This is a genomic window from Corynebacterium mastitidis DSM 44356, from assembly GCF_000375365.1.
In the GTDB taxonomy this organism is placed as follows: Bacteria; Actinomycetota; Actinomycetes; order Mycobacteriales; family Mycobacteriaceae; genus Corynebacterium; species Corynebacterium mastitidis.
Genome location: NZ_AQXB01000002.1, coordinates 53733 through 70568, shown reverse-complemented (window position 1 = coordinate 70568; position 16836 = coordinate 53733). Strand labels below are relative to the sequence as shown.

The 16836-nt window shown below is 71.1% G+C and carries 11 protein-coding genes; 2 read left to right on the top strand and 9 right to left on the bottom strand.

Translation table 11 applies throughout. The annotated features are described in order from the left end of the window. The first annotated feature begins 1 nt into the window (after window position 1). Together B140_RS0102730 and B140_RS0102725 are read left to right on the top strand one after the other, a co-directional pair. Complete coding sequence (locus B140_RS0102730; protein ID WP_018117818.1) at window positions 2–1024, top strand: lysylphosphatidylglycerol synthase transmembrane domain-containing protein; 1023 nt, start codon at window positions 2–4, stop codon at window positions 1022–1024. Beyond that, complete coding sequence (locus tag B140_RS0102725; protein WP_018117817.1) at window positions 1021–1383, top strand: DUF3054 domain-containing protein; 363 nt, start codon at window positions 1021–1023, stop codon at window positions 1381–1383. The genes B140_RS0102730 and B140_RS0102725 overlap by 4 nt, the downstream gene beginning before the upstream one ends. Window positions 1384–1484: 101 nt before the next feature. Here the strand turns inward: B140_RS0102725 and B140_RS0102720 are convergent, their stop codons facing one another. The 9 genes from B140_RS0102720 to B140_RS0102675 all read right to left on the bottom strand — a co-directional run bounded on the left by B140_RS0102720 (window position 1485) and on the right by B140_RS0102675 (window position 16689). Further along, window positions 1485–2006, bottom strand: a complete 522-nt coding sequence (locus B140_RS0102720; protein ID WP_018117816.1) for a hypothetical protein — start codon at window positions 2004–2006, stop codon at window positions 1485–1487. Window positions 2007–2243: 237 nt separating this feature from the next. Next, entirely contained in the window at window positions 2244–3791 is a 1548-nt protein-coding gene (locus tag B140_RS0102715; RefSeq protein WP_018117815.1) for an acyl-CoA carboxylase subunit beta, read from the bottom strand. Then, window positions 3791–8689, bottom strand: a complete 4899-nt coding sequence (locus B140_RS0102710) for a type I polyketide synthase (RefSeq protein ID WP_018117814.1) — start codon at window positions 8687–8689, stop codon at window positions 3791–3793. The genes B140_RS0102715 and B140_RS0102710 overlap by 1 nt, the downstream gene beginning before the upstream one ends. Window positions 8690–8804: 115 nt before the next feature. Continuing rightward, on the bottom strand, window positions 8805–10640 hold the full coding sequence (locus B140_RS0102700) for a FadD32-like long-chain-fatty-acid--AMP ligase (RefSeq protein ID WP_018117813.1): 1836 nt from the start codon (window positions 10638–10640) through the stop codon (window positions 8805–8807). A gap of 83 nt (window positions 10641–10723) precedes the next feature. Beyond that, window positions 10724–11644 carry a cutinase family protein gene (locus B140_RS0102695; protein WP_026165917.1) on the bottom strand — a complete coding sequence of 307 codons (921 nt, stop codon included), beginning with the start codon at window positions 11642–11644 and terminating at the stop codon, window positions 10724–10726. 27 nt (window positions 11645–11671) lie between these two features. Then, window positions 11672–12223, bottom strand: a complete 552-nt coding sequence (locus B140_RS11700; protein WP_018117811.1) for a DUF732 domain-containing protein — start codon at window positions 12221–12223, stop codon at window positions 11672–11674. Beyond that, window positions 12223–14154, bottom strand: coding sequence for an alpha/beta hydrolase-fold protein (locus B140_RS0102685; protein WP_018117810.1), 1932 nt, complete (start codon window positions 14152–14154; stop codon window positions 12223–12225). Before B140_RS0102685 ends, B140_RS11700 begins: the two co-directional genes overlap by 1 nt. A gap of 205 nt (window positions 14155–14359) precedes the next feature. After that, complete coding sequence (locus B140_RS0102680) at window positions 14360–15367, bottom strand: alpha/beta hydrolase (protein ID WP_018117809.1); 1008 nt, start codon at window positions 15365–15367, stop codon at window positions 14360–14362. 299 nt (window positions 15368–15666) lie between these two features. Continuing rightward, window positions 15667–16689, bottom strand: a complete 1023-nt coding sequence (locus B140_RS0102675; RefSeq protein WP_018117808.1) for an alpha/beta hydrolase — start codon at window positions 16687–16689, stop codon at window positions 15667–15669. Window positions 16690–16836 lie beyond the last annotated feature (147 nt).

Genomic DNA, 16836 nt, shown 5'->3' with positions numbered 1-16836 from the left:
CGTGTGGTCCTGGCTGCGCAGCCCGTGGGTCCGCTACGGACTCGTGGCGATCGTGCTGGCCTGCCTGGCCTACGCGCTGCGGGACAACGCCCACTTCCTCCACGAGGGCTGGGCGGCGCTGAAGCGGGCGGACAACCGCTACATCGCGGTGGCCGTGCTCTTCACCGCCGTCACCATGATCTTCCAGGCCGAGATGATGGTCAGCCTGCTGCACGCCACCGGCGTGCCCTGCGGGCGGGGGCGCGCCAACGCCCTGGGGCTGGCCGCCAACTCCTGGTCCGCCACCCTGCCCGGCGGCCCCGCCGTGGCCGCCGCCATGATCTTCCGCGAGCAGATGGCCTGGGGCGCCAGCGCCGTGGTGGCAAGCTGGTACATGGTGGTCTCGGGGCTGCTCGCCGCAGCGGGCATGGCCCTGCTGGGGCTGATCGCGGTGTTCTTCCTGGGGGCCTCGGTGCACCCGGTGACCCTCGGGGCGTCGATCGCCGGGCTGGCCGCCGTGCTCTACGCGGTGAGCTGGGCGGCGCGCAACCCCGCCGCCGTGGAGGCGTGGCTGCTGGCCGCGCTGCGCCGCTTCAACCGGCTGGTCCGCGCCCCCGAGGACCGCTGGACCGATAAGCTCTCGGGGCTGCGCACCCAGCTACGCGCCGTGGACATTCCCCTCTCCCGCCTGGTCATGCCCCTGATATGGGCTACCCTCAAGTGGGTGGCGGAGATCGTGTGCCTCTGGGCCTGCGTGGTGGCCGTGGGCGGACACCCCGACGTCGCGGGGGTGGCGCTCTCCTTCCTCGCCGCGAAGCTCGTGGGCCAGGCCCAGATCACCCCCGGCGGCCTCGGCCCGGTGGACGTCATGCTCACCTCCACCCTGGTGGCCCTGGGCAGCATCCCCACCTCCCTGGCCGTGGCCGCCGCGATCGTGTTTCGCATGCTCACCTTCGTGCTGCTGGCGGCCGTAGGCTGGGTGGTGTTCCTCTGGTGCTGGGTGCTGCGCGCCCGCACCTCCCCAGAATCTAAGGAGAAGCAATGACCCGTTGGTTTGCCTACGACGCCGCCGCGATCGCCCTCTTCGCCCTGCTCGCCCGGGTGGCGCACCGCAGCGAGGACATGCCGCTGACGGTAGGTGGCTGGCTGGGCACCCTGTGGCCCTTCCTGCTGGGCGTGGCCCTAGCCTGGGGCGGCCTGGCGCTGGGGCGGCGATCCTCCCTCTGGGGCAGCATGCTCGCGGCCTGGCCCTGCGCCGTGATCGTGGGCCTGGCGATCTGGGGGCTGCGCCACGGCGCGGTGCCGCACTGGTCCTTCATCATCGTGGCCACCGTCAGCTCCGGGGTGCTCATGGCGGCCTGGCGCGCCGTGGCAGGCCGCGCGGCTCGGAGGGCGCGCGGGTAGGGATGTAGCACGAGGCGCAGCCCGCGCCTCGCTTCCTAGCATTACGCGGCAAGCAAAAAGAGCAGGTGGAACGCCACCTGCTCTTTTTATCCAGCCCGTTATTACGCGCGGATCACGTGGCTGAACGCCGGGTCCACCTCGGGCAGGGCCACGGCCTCAATGTCGATGTCCTTCTCGGCGGTCAGGGACTCCAGGTCGAACTCCGGGGCCTCCTCCACGTACACCGGCTTGCCCACGGCGGCGATCTTGTCGTAGCCGAGCGTCTTCAGCGCATCCATGATCTCGCTGAAGTACTCCTGATCGTTCTGCTCGTCGAAGGACTCCACCGGGCGCAGCACCACGGTGTCGTCGTTGAACTCGATGTTCACCAGGTCGTGCCCGGCCTTGTCCTCGATGGTCTTCACGGAGGACTCGGCAACCTGCTCGCGCTCCTTGCCGGTGAGCTGGAACTCCTCCAGGTCGAGCACGATCGGATCCCCGGTGGCGTCCACGGCGGCCGCGCCCTGGTTGGCGGCAGCGGCGGCCACGGTCTCCTGCGGGACCTCCTCGCTGGAGCCGAAGGGCGCGCCGCCCAGCAGCAGGCTGGAAATAAGAGCGATGCCCTTGGTGAAGGTCATGATCATGGGGGTTCTCCTCTGATTGCAATTATGGGCGCCCACGGGGGCCGCGCCTGGCCTCACCGCTGGGGAGGCTCATAACAAGTACCTGGCAGACCTTACCCGCCGTTGTCATTGGTACGCAAGCCTAGGTGAGGGTAGACCATTAGCCTCGTCCCCGTTACCGAGGGCACACTGGCGTATCGCCTTGTCCGGCGATACGCCCAGCCCCGGTGGCCCACCCCGCGCCGCCGCCGAGGCCGCCTACATCGGCGCGATCGGGTGCTTCTTGGGCAGGTCACCGTCGCGCTTATCGGCCAGCTGCCGCAGGGCGCGCCGCAGCTCCAGGCGCGTGTCGCGCGGCTGGATCATGGCGTCGAGGAAGCCCCGCTCCGCCGCCACGTAGGGGGAGGTCATGTTCTGGTCGTAGAAGTCCATGAAGAGCTTCTTCATCTGGTCGCGCTGCGGCCCCGGGGGCACGGCGGCGAGCTGCTTGCCCTGGATCATCACCACGGCCGCCGCCGCGCCCATCACGGCGATCTGCGCGGTGGGCCAGGCGAGGTTGATGTCACCCGTGAGGTTCTTGGAGCCCATCACCGCGTAGGCGCCGCCGTAGGCCTTGCGCACGATGAGCGCCACCTTGGGCACGGTGGCCTCCACCACGGCGAAGGCCAGCTTGGCCCCGCGGTGGATCAGCCCCTCCTTCTCCTGCGCCACGCCGGGCAGGTAGCCGGGGGTGTCTACCACGAAGATCACGGGGATGTTGTAGGCGTCGCAGGTGCGGATGAAGCGCGCGCCCTTGTCGGCGGCGTCGGCGTCGATGCAGCCCGCATAGTGCATGGGCTGGTTGGCCACGAAGCCCACGGTGCGCCCGTCGATGCGGCCGAAGGCGCAGATCAGGTTGGGGGCAAAGTTCTCCTGGATCTCGATGAGGTCCTCGTCGTCGCCCAGCTTGGCCAGCAGGTCCATCATGTCGTACCCGGCGTTGGTGTCGTCCGGCATGAAGGTGTCCAGGGCGCGGGTGTCCGCCACCTCCTCGTCGGTGGGGGCCTCCACCACGGGGGCGGGGTCGAAGCAACTCGAGGGCAGGTGCTCCAGCAGGTCGCGCACCAGGTCAAAGGCCTCGTCCTCGCTGCCCACCACGGCGGAGATGTTGCCGTTGGCCTCCTGCTGGCGAGCGCCGCCCAGCTCGGCGGAGCTGATGTCCTCGCCGGTGACCTCGCGGATCACCGCCGGGCCGGTCACGTACATCTCCGTCTCGCCGTCCACGGCGATCACAAAGTCCGTGGTCACGGGCGCGTACACCGCGCCGCCGGCGGACTTGCCCAGCATGATGGAGATCTGCGGGCTGCGGCCCGAGAGGGGCATCTGGCGCCGCGCGATCTCGGAGTACATGGCCAGGGAGGTCACGGCGTCCTGGATGCGCGCGCCGCCGGAGTCCTGGATGCCGATCACCGGGCAGCCGATCTTGATCGCCATGTCCATGACCTCCACCACCTTGCGGCCAAAGGTCACGCCCACGGAGCCTCCGTACACGGTCTTATCGTGGGCGTAGACCACCACGGGGCGGCCGTCGATGCGGCCGTAGCCGGTGACCACGCCGTCGGAGTAGATCGCGTCCGGGTCGCCGGGGGTCTTGCCCAGGGCGCCGATCTCCACAAAGGAGCCCTCGTCCAGCAGCGCGGCGATGCGCTGCCGGGGCGTGGTGCGCCCGGCCTCGTCGCGCTTGGCGCGGGCGCGCTCGCTGCCGGGGTCCTGCGCCTTGTCCAGGCGTTCCTGGAGGTCGGCGAGCTTTTGCGCTGTGGTGGACACTAGTTGCGGCCCCTTTCAAGGTCCTCGATGCGGCGGGTCAGGTGCGCCCCCACCGTGGCGATCTCCGGCTCGTCAACCACGGCCAGGTGATCGCCGCGTAGTTGCACGATCTCCAGGTCATTATCGCTCACGATGGCGGCCCAGCCGCCGTCGCGGGCGATGTTCGCGTAAGCCGGCTCCAGCTCGATCGCGCCCTCGTGCATGCGCTCGGCGCGGAAGAGCAGCACCGGCACCCGCACGTCCGCCCAGCGGCGCATGTCCAGGCTGTCCAGGATGCGGTTGTCCACGAAGCTGGCGCGCTGGTGCTCCAGCACCCCGGCGGCCAGACCGTGCTCGGAGGCGTCCGTGCTGCTCAAGAACTCCGTGAGCATGCCAAGCATGGCCTCCTCACCGGCGGATTCCAGCAGCTCGTAGGGCACCGGGAAGTCCAGGCCGTAGGTCTTCTTGGCAAAGGCGGAGTAGCGCTCCCAGCGGGCCCTGGTCTCCTCGGGGGTGTCCGGGATCGGCTCGGCGGGCTGCACCGTGTCCAGCAGCGCGATGGTGGCCACCTCCACGCCGCCCGCGGCGCGCAGCTGGTGGGCCACCTCGTAGGCCAGCGCCCCGCCGAAGCTCCACCCGCCCAGGATCACGGGGTGCCCCTCGGCGTACTCGCGGATCTCGTCGAGGTAGGCGGCCGCGCGCTCCTCCAGCGGCCCCTCGCGGCGCTCCACGCCGTACACCGGCACGGCCTCCGGCAGCCGCCGCATGAGCGGCTGGTACACCACGGAGGAGCCCCCGGCGGGGTGGAACATGAACACCGCAGGGGCCTGGGAGCCCTCGGGGCGGGCGCGCAGCACGCGGATGTTGCCCTCCACCTCAGTCTCCAGCCCCTCGCGCACCAGGTCGGCCAGCGGCTCCAGGGTGCGGGCCGCCGCCACCTGCTCGGCGGCGATCTCCACGCCGGAGCGCTCGCTGAGCCGCCGCGCGATGGCCTCGGCCGTCTCCGCGGTGACCTCGGGCAGCGCGCTGGTCACGCCCGCCGCCGCGGTGCCCGTCAGGCCCGCCCAGGTGGCAAACACCAGGCGCTCGGAGGCGTCGCGCGGGGCCACACCCACGCCCTGCCCGGCGCCGTCCGACGCCCCCTCGGTCGCCGCCTGTTCCTCCGGCTCCTCCGTCGCGGCGGGGGCCTCGGCCGCAGCCGCAGGCTCGGCCTCGGCACGGGCGGCGTCGGCGGAATCCCCGGCGGCGTCCTTGTCCGCCACGGCCTGCTCCACCATGCGGATCACGTCGGCCACCGAGCCGTCGCGCAGCGCCTGGACCTGCAGCGGCGGAATCTGGAAGTCGTTTTCGATGCGGTTCTTGATCCGCATGCCCATCAGGGAGTCCAGGCCCAGGTCGATCAGGGGCAGCTCCAGCGGCAGGTCCTCGGCCTCGTAGCCCATGGACTCCGAGACGATGGCGCGCAGCCGGTCCTCCACGCTCTCCCCGGAGGCGGGGTCCCAGTGGCGGGCCTCCACCTCCACGTCGCCGCGCGCCCCGGGCATGCCGGTGGCCCGCGCGGGCGCGGGGTTCGCGGGCGCGGCCTCGGCCGGCTCCGGCGCGGCCGCCTCGCCCGCCGGCAGGGAGGCCCCCGCCGCGAAGCCCTCGGCCAGGGCCTCGGCGCTGCCCGCCGCGTACACCGAGGCGGAGAGCCCGCCCAGGTGGCGGGTGACCACGGTGGTCACCTCCCCGCTGGCGGGCAGCGGGCCGTGCTCCCGGTTGGCTACGAGCCGCGCCTGCGGGTCCACCGCCGCCACGGCGGCCTCCACGAGCGCCAGGCCGGAGGGCGCCTGGGCGGCGTCCGCTCCAAAGGCCACGCGGCCGTCCGGCAGCGTCACCCTGGCGCCGGGCAGGCCGCTGGCCCCGGCGGAGGGCCGCGCGGAAGTCCAGTACTCCTGCTTCTTCCACTGGGTGCCGGGGGCGTCGGCAAGCGTGCCGCCCAGGCCGCGCACCGCGCGGAAGTCCACGGGGGCCCCGGCCACGTAGAGGGTGGCCAGCAGGTCCCGCAGGGAGGACGCGGCGGGCACCTTGCGCTTGAGGGCAAAGAGTAGCTGCGCGTCCGGCTTGCCCGCGGCAAAGGCGGTGCTCATCATGCCCATGAGGGCCACGGGGTTGGGGGCGATCTCCACCAGCGCGGTGTGTCCGGCGTCGAAGGCCGCCTCGGTGGCGTCCTGGAACCACACGGCGTGGCGGGTGCAGCGCAGGAAGTAGTCGGCATCGTGCACCACCTCACCGGGCCGGTACACCCGGCCCCGGTCCACGGAGCTAAAGAGCGTGGTGTGCAGGGGGCGCGGGGCCAGCCCCTCGATCTCGGCGGACAGCTCGCCCAGGATCGGGTCCAGGGCGCTGGTGTGCCCGGCGCCCTTCACCGCCAGCAGGCGGGCGAACTTGCCCCGCTCCTCCAGCACCTCCACCAGGGCGCTCACGTCCGCGCGCGGCCCGCCCACGGTGGTCATGCCCGGCGCGGTGTACACGGCGGGCTCGATGCTGGCAAAACGGGGGTCCTCGGCGGCCAGCTCCGCCAGGGCCTCGGTGGACAGCTCCACCACGGCCATCGCGCCCAGCTCGTCCTCCGCGAGCGAGTTCTCGCCCTCGCCCATGAGGCGGGAGCGGTGGCAGGCGATGCGCATGGCCTCCGTGGCTGTGAGCCCGCCGGAGGCGTAGGCCGCCGCGATCTCGCCCATGGACATGCCCATCACGCCCGCAGGCCGCACCCCCATGTCCGCCAACAGGTCCGTCAGCGCGATCTGGATGGCGGTGATGGTGACCTGCGCGGTCTCCGTGTTGTACGTCTGCGCGTCGTCCAGGATCAGGGCGAGCATGGACCACCCGGACTCGTACTGCACCAGGGAGTCCAGCTCCTCCAGGCGGTCGCGGAACGCCGGGGAGATCGCCACGAGGTCCTTGGCCATCTTGCGGTGCTGGGAGCCAAAGCCGGAGTACACGAACACCGGCCCGGCGACCGCCGGTGAATCCGCCACGGCGATGCCCGTGGCCTTCTTGCCCTCGGCCACGCGCCCCAGGCGCGCCACGGCCTCCGCCACGGACGCCGCCTGCACCACGGCGCGGGAGCGCCCGTGGTTGCGCGCGGCCAGGGTGCGCGCCAGGGCGGGCAGCGCGGAGTCCTCCTTACCCTCCAGGTAGCCCGCCAGCGCGGCGGCCTGCGCCCGACGCCGCGAGGGCAGGTGCCCGGAGACCGGCAGCAGCACCGTGGGGTCCTCCGGGTCGTCCAGGAGCGCCTCCACCCCGCCGTTTAGGCCGGGGTAGTCCGCCGGGTCGTAGTCGCTGACCACCACGTGCGCGTTGGTGCCGCCGAAGCCAAAGCCGGACACGCCCGCGATCTTGCGCCCGGAGTACTCCGGCCACTCGCGGGGATCCTCCACCACCTCGAGGCGCTCGGCGTCAAAGTCGATGTAGCGGTTGGGTCCCGCGTAGTGGATCGAGGGCGGGAGCACGTCGTGGGTCATGCCCAGGATCACCTTGGCCAGCCCGGCGGAGCCCGCCGCGGACTCGGAGTGCCCGAAGTTGGACTTGGCGGAGCCCAGCAGGGTGGGCCTGGCGGCGTCGCGTCCGGCGCCGAGCACCTCGCCCAGGGCGGTGGCCTCGATGGGATCGCCCAGCACCGTGCCGGTGCCGTGGGCCTCCACGTAGTCCACGTCGCGCGGGTCCACCCCGGCGTCCGCGTAGGCGCGCCGCAGCACGTCCACCTGGGCCTCGGGGTTGGGGGCGGTCAGGCCGTTGGAGTGTCCGTCGGAGTTGATCGCGGAGCCGCGCAGCACCGCCAGGATGGTGTCCCCGTGCGCCACGGCGTCCGCCACGCGCTTGAGCACGAACACCCCGGCGCCGTCGGCGCGGACAAAGCCGTCCGCGTCGTCGGAGAAGGCGTGGATGTGCCCGCTGGGGCTAATCACCCCCAGCTCCCCGAAGGAGGTGGACACGTAGGGCGAGGCAATGATGTTCACACCGCCCGCCAGCGCCACGGTGGCGTCCCCGGCGCGCAGCGCGCGAATGGCGTGGTGCACCGCCACCAGGGAGGAGGAGCAGGCGGTGTCCACCGCCACCGAGGGGCCCCGGAAGTCCAGGGCGTAGGAGACGCGGTTGGGAATCACGGCGCTCGAGGTGCCCGTGAGCGCGTACGGGTGGGCGGCCTGTGGGTCGGCGGCGATCAGCATGCCGTAGTCGTTGTTGGAGGAGCCGTAGAACACGCCCACGGGGGTGCCGCGCAGCTCGTTGGCGGGCAGCCCGGCGTGCTCCAGCGCCTCCCAGGACAGCTCCAGCATGATCCGCTGCTGCGGGTCCATGTTCGCCGCCTCCAGGGGGGAGAGACCAAAGAACTCCGCGTCGAAGGAGGAGATGTCGCTCAGGTAGCCGCCCGCGAGGTTCTGCTCCGCCATCTTGGCGCGGGCCACGGGGTCGCCCTGGTATTCCGCCCAGCGTCCCTCGGGGGGCTGGGCGGTGGTGCCGTCGCGCCCCTCGACCAGGAGGCTCCACAGCTCGTCGAGGCCCTCCGCACCGGGGAAGCGCGCGGCCATGCCCACCACCGCGATGTCGTGGTCCTCGGGCGCGGAGCTGGGGGCCGCGGCCTGGACCGGCCGCTGATCGGCCCGCGTGCCGGGCCGGGCGCTCAGCAGGTGGGTGGCCAGCTCCCCGATGGTGGGGTGCTCGTACACCACGGTGGCGTCCAGCTTGCGGCCCAGGAGGTTTTCCAGCTCCCCGGACAGCAGCACCGCGTCGCGGGAGGAGAGGCCCAGGTTTTCCAGCGGGCGGTCGTCGGTGACCTCCTCCACCGGGACCTCGGTGGCTCCCGCCACCCACTCACGCAGCCACTGCCTGAGCTGGGCGGCCGTCATCGTGGTGGAGGCATTGGGGCTGTCTGCCATGCGAGGTTTCTCCCTACAGTGCGTCATCGGTGAAAAGAAATAGCTACTATCGCCGTCCCCGTAGGGTACTCGCACCGCACCCCACCGCGCGACCGCGATAGACGAACGTCGCCGGTCAGGCCAGGTAGTTCCGGCGCGCCACGCGGCGGGCGATCTTGGCGCTCGACGTCCTGGCGATGCTGCCCGCCTTCATAATTTTTACTTCCGTGGGCGTCACGCCGTGGGCGGCGCTCACCGCCGCGCGGATCGCCTCCGCCGCCTCGGCGTCCGCCTCGGGCGCGGCCTCCTCGGCGCGCTCGGCCAGGATCACCAGCCGCTCCACGTCCTCGCCCGGCACGGAGAACGCCGCGATGGCGGTGGGCTCGACCTGCCCGGTGGCGTGGCTCACGGTGTACTCGATGTCCTGCGGGTAGTGGTTGCGCCCGGCGATCACGATGAGGTCCTTGAGGCGGCCGGTGATGTACACCTCGCCGTCGATGATCGCGCCCAGGTCGCCGGTGGCCAGCCAGCCCTCGTCCGGGGCACCCTCGGCGCGCGAGCCCCGCTCCAGCCTCCCGGCCAGGGTGTTGGCGAAGGTATCGCGCGTCTCCTCGGGGCGGTTGAGGTATCCGGCGGCGAGGTTAGCGCCGTGGTTCCACAGCTCTCCCACGGTGCCGTCCGGCACCTCCCGGCGCGTCTCGGGGTCCACCACCGCGAGGCGCTGGGGGGAGACGGCCTGCCCGTTGGAGAGCAGCGCCACGGCCGCCGGGTGATCCGCCTCCACCTTCTCGGCCCGCCTCTGGGTCAGGGCCTCGCGGTCGAAGTAGGCCACCACGGGGCGCTCCTCGGTCTGCGGGGTGGTCACCAGCAGGGAGGCCTCCGCCAGGCCGTAGGAGGGGCGCAGGCTGGAGCGGCGCAGCCCGTGGGGGGCGAAGGCCTCGTAGAAGGCCGTCAGGGAGCGCTTGGTGATGGGCTCGGAGCCGAGGACGATGCCGTCCACGCCGGAGAGGTCGGTCCCCTCCCCGGGGTTGCCGTAGCGCACCGCCAGGTCGAGGGCGAAGTTCGGGGCCGCCGTGTACACCGCGAGGTCGTCCTCGGGGCCGCGCTTGCTGAGCTGCTCCACCCAGCGGGAGGGCTGCTGGATGAAGTCGCGCGGGCCCATCAGCTCCGTCTCGAAGCCCAGGATGAGGGCGAAGGTGGCCAGGATGATGCCCATGTCGTGGTGCAGCGGGATCCACAGCACCAGGCGCATGGGCATTTTGAGGTGGCCGGCGGCGAAGATCTGCAGGGTGTTGGTGAGCACCGAGCGGTGCGTGAGCATCACGCCCGCCGGGGTGCGGGTGGAGCCGGAGGTGTACTGCAGGAAGGCCGGGAGGTCCAGCGGGGCCACCTGCTGCTGCTTCAGGTACTCCTGGGCCTCGGGCTTGTCCAGGGGGTTGGTCCAGGAGGCGGCCACGGCGTCCGGGAGGGCGTCGATGGCCACGATCCGGGGGCGCTCGGTGCCGGGCAGGTCCGCGAAGTAGGCGCGCACCGCGGGGGCGGAGACCTTGTTGGTCAACACGATCCCGGGGTTGGAGTCGTGGAACACCGCGCGCAGGTGGGCGTCGTGGCCCGGCTCGCGGGGGTCGTAGAGCGGCACGGGGATCATGCCCGCGTACAGGGTGCCCAGGAAGCCGAAGAGGTACTCCGGGGCGTTGCCCATGAGCAGGGCCACGCGCTGCCCCGGCTGCGCCACCTGCTGCAGGCGGGCCGCCACGGCCTTGATCCGGGTATTGACCTGGTTGCGCGTGTAGTCCACGGGGCCGCCCGTGCCCTGGTAGTCCCAGTAACGCAGGGCGCGGCGCTCTCCCCCGCCCGCGGCCAGCTCCTTCTGGTAGAGCACCTCGGAGAGTCCGGGGAGGGTGAGGCGGGGATCGATGGTGATCTCGCCCTTCTCGTTGAAGAACGCCGCGAGGGCCGCGTTGAGGTCCATGATTCTCCTTACTGTCGCGTGTCGGGCGGGGTGCGCCATGCCAGTTAAGGAATCTACCGCACCCAATACTTTTGCGGGAAATACTAAGGGGCGGGGGCGGCGCCCTCGATCAGCCCCACGGCCCAGTCCACCAGCCACCGATCGGTGGTGGTGCCGGGGAACACGTTGGGGTTGGTGCCGTACTGGGCGTGCACTCCCCCGGCCGCGATCATGTCCCGCGCCCGGCCCAGCGCGTTGGCCACGTCGCGCGGGGCGTCGCAGATGTGATCGTCCGGGGCGCACACCTGGTACACCCGGTCGTTGAGCGCCCCGAAGCCCTCGCGGGGGCCGCGCATGGTGGCCCCGGGGACGATGGGCTGCACCACGGCGTTCAGCGGCTGCAGCGCCACCTCCGCGCCCACCCCGCTCACCGGGTTGCCCACGGCCACGCCCTGCTCGGGCACGCGGCGGCCGTCGGCCACCAGGGCGATGCCGCGCACCCGCTCGGCGGGCACGAAGGGCTGCGGGCCGCCCAGCTCCTCCGCCAGATCCCCCATGATGACGGCCCCCTGGGAAAAGCCGGTGAGCACAAAGTCCGTGGCGGGGCACTGCCCGTGCGTCTCCCGCATCTCCGCGCGCACGCGGTCGATGCCCTGGTTGCGGGAGTCGTCATAGCTCATCTCGCCCGGGGCGTTGATGTTGCGGAACTGCGCGGCGTACGGCAGCGTCCACACCTTCACCCGGTCCTCCGGGTAGCGCTCCTGCAACGGGACGGTCACGGTGCGCAGGAAGGAAAGGGGCGTGGCGTGCGGGTGGATGGGATCGTCCTGCGGCCCGGACTCCCAGGTGCCGGGCGCGGCGATGACCTCCACCTCGGGGCACCAGGCGGGCTGCTCTACCGACGGCGCGAGGGCGGCGGGCGGCTGCTCGCCGGGGCCGCCGCGGTGCAGCGCCCAGTTGGCCGCGCCCGCCACGATCGCCACCACCACGGCCAGCGCCGCGAGAACCGTCAATACCTTGCGCATTCTGCCAGGATACGCGCCCGCGCTGGGTTAGCAGTAGGCCTCGCGGGCGGAGGACTCGATCAGCTCCGCCACCTTGGCGGCGTCCATGTCCGTATAGCCCTGCTCCACGAGCTGGCCGCCGATGGCCTGCGCCGTGGCGTCACCCTCGCCGCCCTCCGTGGAGGCCGTGCACACGGACTGCGCGGCCGCGATGAGCTGGTCGGAGACCTTGCCGGTGTCCACCCCGCCCTTGCCCACCAGGTCCAGGTACTCCCGCTCCTCCGGGGTGGTGGCCCCCTGCGGCTCGGGCAGGGACTCGATCTCGCGGGCCCCGCGATCCTGCGCGGGGGCCTGGGTGCGGCCCGGCTTGGCGCTCTCGCTCTCGCCCCTCGAGGCGTCGGCCGAGCCCGAGGCGCTGGGCTCCGCGCTGGACTCCGTGCTGGATTCAGAGCCGGACGAGGCCGTGGCGGACTGGCTGCGCGTCAGCGGGGCCACGGTGGTGTCTCCGCCCTCGCCCTCCACGGTGGTGCCGCCGCAGGCCGCCAGGCCCGCGCCCGCGGCCAGGACCAGCCCGGCCAGGGCTACTCCGCGGTGCCTCATTATGAGCGCTCCTTCTCGATCTTGCCGTTGACCTGGCTGATCTTGCCGTGCTGGAACTGCACGTACTCGCCGCCCGCCGGGATCTCCGCCTGGTCCGCGGTGGGCCAGCCGAAGGCCCCCTGCTCCCACTTGTCCTCGCCCCAGGCGTCGAAGATGGCGCCGTAGCGGATGGCGTGCGCGCCGGAGGCCTCGGAGTGGTAGATGTTGCCCTGCTCGAACTGCTGCAGCGTCCCGCCCGGGATGCGGATCACGTTGGAGGTGGGCATGCCCAGCCACGAGGTGGCCGCGCCCAGCTCCGCGTACTTCTGCCCGATGGGCCCGCTCAGGCGGAACGCCTTGGCGTCCTTGCCCTCGCCGGTGCTCACGATCACGCCGTTCTGGAACTGCTGCACCTGGGAGTCCCCGGAGCGCACGGCGTCCGCCACCGGGTAGCCCAGCTCGCCCGTCTCGTAGTTGGCCCCGCCCCAGGCGTCCATCACCGGGCCGCTCACGGGGAAGGCGCCGGTGGCCTCGGACCAATAGATCGCGCCGTTTTCAAACAGCACGTACTTGCCCTTGCCGTCCGGGGAGCTCAGCTCCGTGCTGCGCGGGAAGCCCAGCCACGACGCCGGGCCGCCCAGCTCCGCGTAGCGGGCGTTGATCCGACCGAAGAGCACCTGGGCGCCGGTGGCCTCGGACCAGTAGGCGGTTCCGCCCTGGAAGTCCTGCGCCTTGCCCGCGCCGTCGGCAACGTCGTACTCGTTGTTCACGCAGGTACCGATGGCCCCGGAGGCGGTGGCCTCCGCGATGGCGCCCACCGGGGCGCACTCCGCGCCCCGGTCGCCGTCCTGCACGCCCAGGGCGTCCGCGATCATGGGCCAGGCCTGCGTCATCTCGAACTGCCAGTAGTACCAGGAGTGGATGCCCGCGTCGCGGAAGCGCGCGGTGACGTCCACGCCCGCCTTCTTGGCGTGGTTCACAAAGGTCTGGGTGGTCATGCGGGAGACGGCCTCCAGGCCCATGCCCGTCATGCGGGCGGTGGGCTCCGGCACGGTCACCTTGCCGTTCTCCTCGCGCCCAGAGCCCGCCGAGACGTACACCGGGGTGCCCTTGAGGGCGTCGAGCCCGCGCTTGGGGTCGTGGTTCTTCCACCCCTCGGAGCCGTAGGCGCCCCACATCTTGGTGGCGCTGTACCCGCCCGCGTCCGACATCGCGGCGCTGATCGCCGCGGGCATGCCCGGGGTGGTGGTGTCCAGGTAGCCGGAGAAGGAGCCCACCATGCTAAAGAGCCCGGGGTTGTGGGCGGCCAGGTTCACGGCGGCCGTGGCGCCCATCGAGATGCCGGTGACGGCGCGCTTCCCGTTGGAGCGGAAGCCCTTGTCCAGCACCGGGATCAGCTCGTTGATCAGGAAGCTCTCCCAGCGGTAGTTCTTGCCGTTGTCCTCCTCCAGCCAGTCCGAGTAGAAGGAGGACTCCCCGCCCACGGGCAGGATCACGTTGACGTTCTTGTCCGAGTAGAACTGCTCCAGGTTGGTGGCGCTGGTCCAGCCGTTCTCGTCGTCGCGGGCGCGCATGCCGTCCAGCGCCCACACCTCCGGGAAGGTGCGGTCGGGCTGGGAGTGCCAGTCCCGCGCCAGGAGGATCTGCACCTGCACCGGGCTCTGCGGCATGGAGGGGGAGTTGATGTACACGGCCACGCGGCGGCTGCTCAGCCACTCCACGCGGTCCACGCTCACGCCCTCCGGCAGCCCCTGGATCTGCGGGGTGTCGGTGCGGGTGGGCTCGGGCTGGTGGGAGTCGCCGGGCCTGATGTAGTCCGAGACGCTGATGGGGAGGGAGGGCAGGGCTCCCGCCGGGGCAATGCCGCCGAGGGCAAGAGCCACGGCGGTAGGGATCGTCGTAGCGGCGATCCTGAAGGAGCGCCGCGGCGCACGGGATGCGGTGTCGCGCATGTGTCCTTGTCCTTTACTTTTTATGGTTTCCGCCGAGCGGCGGGAGTTCCCCTCTCCCGTCGCTCCGCCTACGCACAGTCTAGTCAAGTTTAAGTTGAACTTGAGACTTTTCGCGGGGGACACTCCGCGCGGACACAAAGAAATAACGGGGACAAGGGCGCGCACGCGCGCTCCCCGTCCCCGCGCCATCACGGCGCCGGACCCGCTAGGCCCCCAGGGCCCGCAGGATCCGATCGTGGTTCTGGCGCACCGCCTCGTTCCAGATCGGCCAGTTGTGCACGCCGAACTCCGGGTAGACCTCGGTGTCCACCAGCCCCTCGGCGCGCGCCTTGGCGCCCCACATCTGCGTGGACACGCGGGAGACCTGCTCGAGGGCGCCGCCCACGATCAGGCTCTGCGGGTCCTTGGGGTCATCGGCGCGGGGGAAGCCGCTGCCCGCCACCACCACGACGTCGGAGTTACGCAGCCCGCCCATGTTCATGTAGGGATCGTTCTCCGCGCGCTTGGGGCTCATGATGGAGCCGTAGAGGTTGTTGATGTTAAACCCGCCGGAACTGAGCAGCACCAGGCCCATGAGCGTGTAGGCGCCCGGCACCGTGAGGGTGAGGTAGCCGGACAGGGAGAGCACCTGCTTGAACTGATCCGGGTGCTTTGCCGCCAGGTTCATCGCGCCGGTGGCGCCCATGGAGATGCCCATGATGGAGTTGTTGCTGCGCGAGACCCCGAAGTTCGCCTCGAGGTACGGCGGCAGCTCCTTGGTCAGGAACGTCTCATAGCGGTAGTCCGGGTTGACCATGGGGGCGGCCGGGGTGGGCAGCAGGCTGGCCGGGGCCTCCCAGTCCGCGTAGAAGGAGCCGCGCCCGCCGGTGGGCATCACCAGCGTGACGTCGTCCCCGTTAAAGACCTCCCGGACGTTGGAGTTCACCGTCCAGCTATTGATGTTCTCGGTGAGCAGGCCGTCCAGGAGGTACAGGCTGCCGTTGCCGCCCTGGGTGGCGGGGCGGATCTGCACGGCCACGTGCTGGTTCATGGAGGGCGACCACACGTCGCAGCGCTGGATCCAGTACAGCGCGGGGTCCCACTCGCAGGTGCCGGTGGAATCGGGGCGCAGCCAGTCGCGGTTGCCCGCGTGCGCCGGGCTCGCGGGCCCCGCCACCATCATCGTCACGGCGGTGACCACGGCCACCATGACGGCGGCCACCACTCGGTCCATTCGGTACTCCCTGCGGGACCATGCCCCGGCGTGTGCACTGCGCATTATTTCTTCTTCCTTAAAGCTCAACCATCCGCACGGCGGCGGCCCGGGCGCCCCGCTCCCCCGGGCCGAATCCCGGCGGGAGGCGTTCGTGCGACGCATTATCCGAAAGTATATAACACAATTTTCACATGGTTCACATGAACCACACGGGTGACGGTTACATCCATTGTAGAACACATAGGGCCGGCGCCGGGAGTTTACGCACACACCCGGCGCCGGCCCTCCTCCCGCCGGAACCGGCGGGATCGCGGAGGCTAGGCCGCGCCCATCACCTCGAGCACCCGGGGGCGCACGTGGTTATTGAGCTGGTCCACCCACAGGTTCCAGTTGTGCAGGCCCAGCATGGGGTAGTTCTCCGTCACGCTGATGCCGCTCATCCTGGCCTTGCCAGCCCAGATCTGGCTCGAGCCGCGCGAGAGCGTCTCCAGCGGGGAGCCCGCGATGATGTCCTGGATGGGAAGCTGGAGGTCCGCGGGCGCGGGCAGACCCGACGCCGCCGCCAGGTACACATCCGTGCCGCGCAGCCCGTCCATGTTCAGCAGCGGGTCGTTGGCAAAGCGGCGGGGGCTGATCACGGAGCCGTACATGGCGTTGAGGTTGAAGCCGCCCGCGTCCAGCAGCGCCACGCGCATCAGCGTCTGCGCGCCCGGCAGCGTGTTGGTGAGGTAGCCGGACAGGGAGAACACCTGACGGAACTGCTCCGGGTGGTTGGCCGCCAGGTTCATCGCCCCGGTGGCGCCCATGGAGATGCCCAGCACGGAGTTGTTCGCGGGCGAGACCCCGAAGTGCTGCTGGAGGTACGGCGGCAGCTCCTTGGAGAGGAACGTCTCCCACTGGTAGTTCACCGGGTCCGTGACGTCGAACTTGGCGGGCGCGGCCCAGTCCGCGTAGAAGGAGCCGGGGCCGCCCACGGGCATCACCAGGGTGATGTTGTCGTTCTCGAACACCGCCGGGGCGTTGGGGACGTTCATCCAGCCGTTGGTCTCCTCCGTGGCGCGCAGGCCGTCCAGGAAGTAGAGGCCGGCATCGCCGCCGCGCCCGGCGGGCTGGATCTGCACCGCGATGTTGCGCCCCATGGAGGGCGACCACACGTCGCAGCGCTGCACCCAGTGGCCGTGGGGGTCCCACTCGCAGGTGCCGGTGGCGTCGGGGCGCAGCTCGTCGCGGTTGGCGGCGTGCGCCTCACCGGCCCCCACGGCCACCCCGGCCACGGCGGTGAGCAGGGCCGCGAGCAGGGCCACCAGGGCGCGCGGCGTGGAGCGCAAGCTAGAGTTCATAGCTCAAAACCTCTCGTTGATCTTCCCCTCGCGGGAGAGGCGCGCCCGCTTGGCGCACCACGTGTTCTTTTTGTTCATCGCCAAAGATCACGGCGCCGTTACACAAGAAAAAATCATTGAGGCCACAGCGCCTTTATGCCCTCATAA

Excerpts from the sequence above, each read along its gene's own strand:
- B140_RS0102725 (WP_018117817.1), top strand. The coding sequence starts at position 1,021 with ATGACCCGTTGGTTTGCCTACGACGCCGCCGCGATCGCCCTCTTCGCC.
- B140_RS0102720 (WP_018117816.1), bottom strand. The coding sequence starts at position 2,006 with ATGATCATGACCTTCACCAAGGGCATCGCTCTTATTTCCAGCCTGCTG.
- B140_RS0102710 (WP_018117814.1), bottom strand. The coding sequence starts at position 8,689 with ATGGCAGACAGCCCCAATGCCTCCACCACGATGACGGCCGCCCAGCTC.
- B140_RS0102700 (WP_018117813.1), bottom strand. The coding sequence starts at position 10,640 with ATGGACCTCAACGCGGCCCTCGCGGCGTTCTTCAACGAGAAGGGCGAG.
- B140_RS0102695 (WP_026165917.1), bottom strand. The coding sequence starts at position 11,644 with ATGCGCAAGGTATTGACGGTTCTCGCGGCGCTGGCCGTGGTGGTGGCG.
- B140_RS11700 (WP_018117811.1), bottom strand. The coding sequence starts at position 12,223 with ATGAGGCACCGCGGAGTAGCCCTGGCCGGGCTGGTCCTGGCCGCGGGC.
- B140_RS0102685 (WP_018117810.1), bottom strand. The coding sequence starts at position 14,154 with ATGCGCGACACCGCATCCCGTGCGCCGCGGCGCTCCTTCAGGATCGCC.
- B140_RS0102680 (WP_018117809.1), bottom strand. The coding sequence starts at position 15,367 with ATGGACCGAGTGGTGGCCGCCGTCATGGTGGCCGTGGTCACCGCCGTG.
- B140_RS0102675 (WP_018117808.1), bottom strand. The coding sequence starts at position 16,689 with ATGAACTCTAGCTTGCGCTCCACGCCGCGCGCCCTGGTGGCCCTGCTC.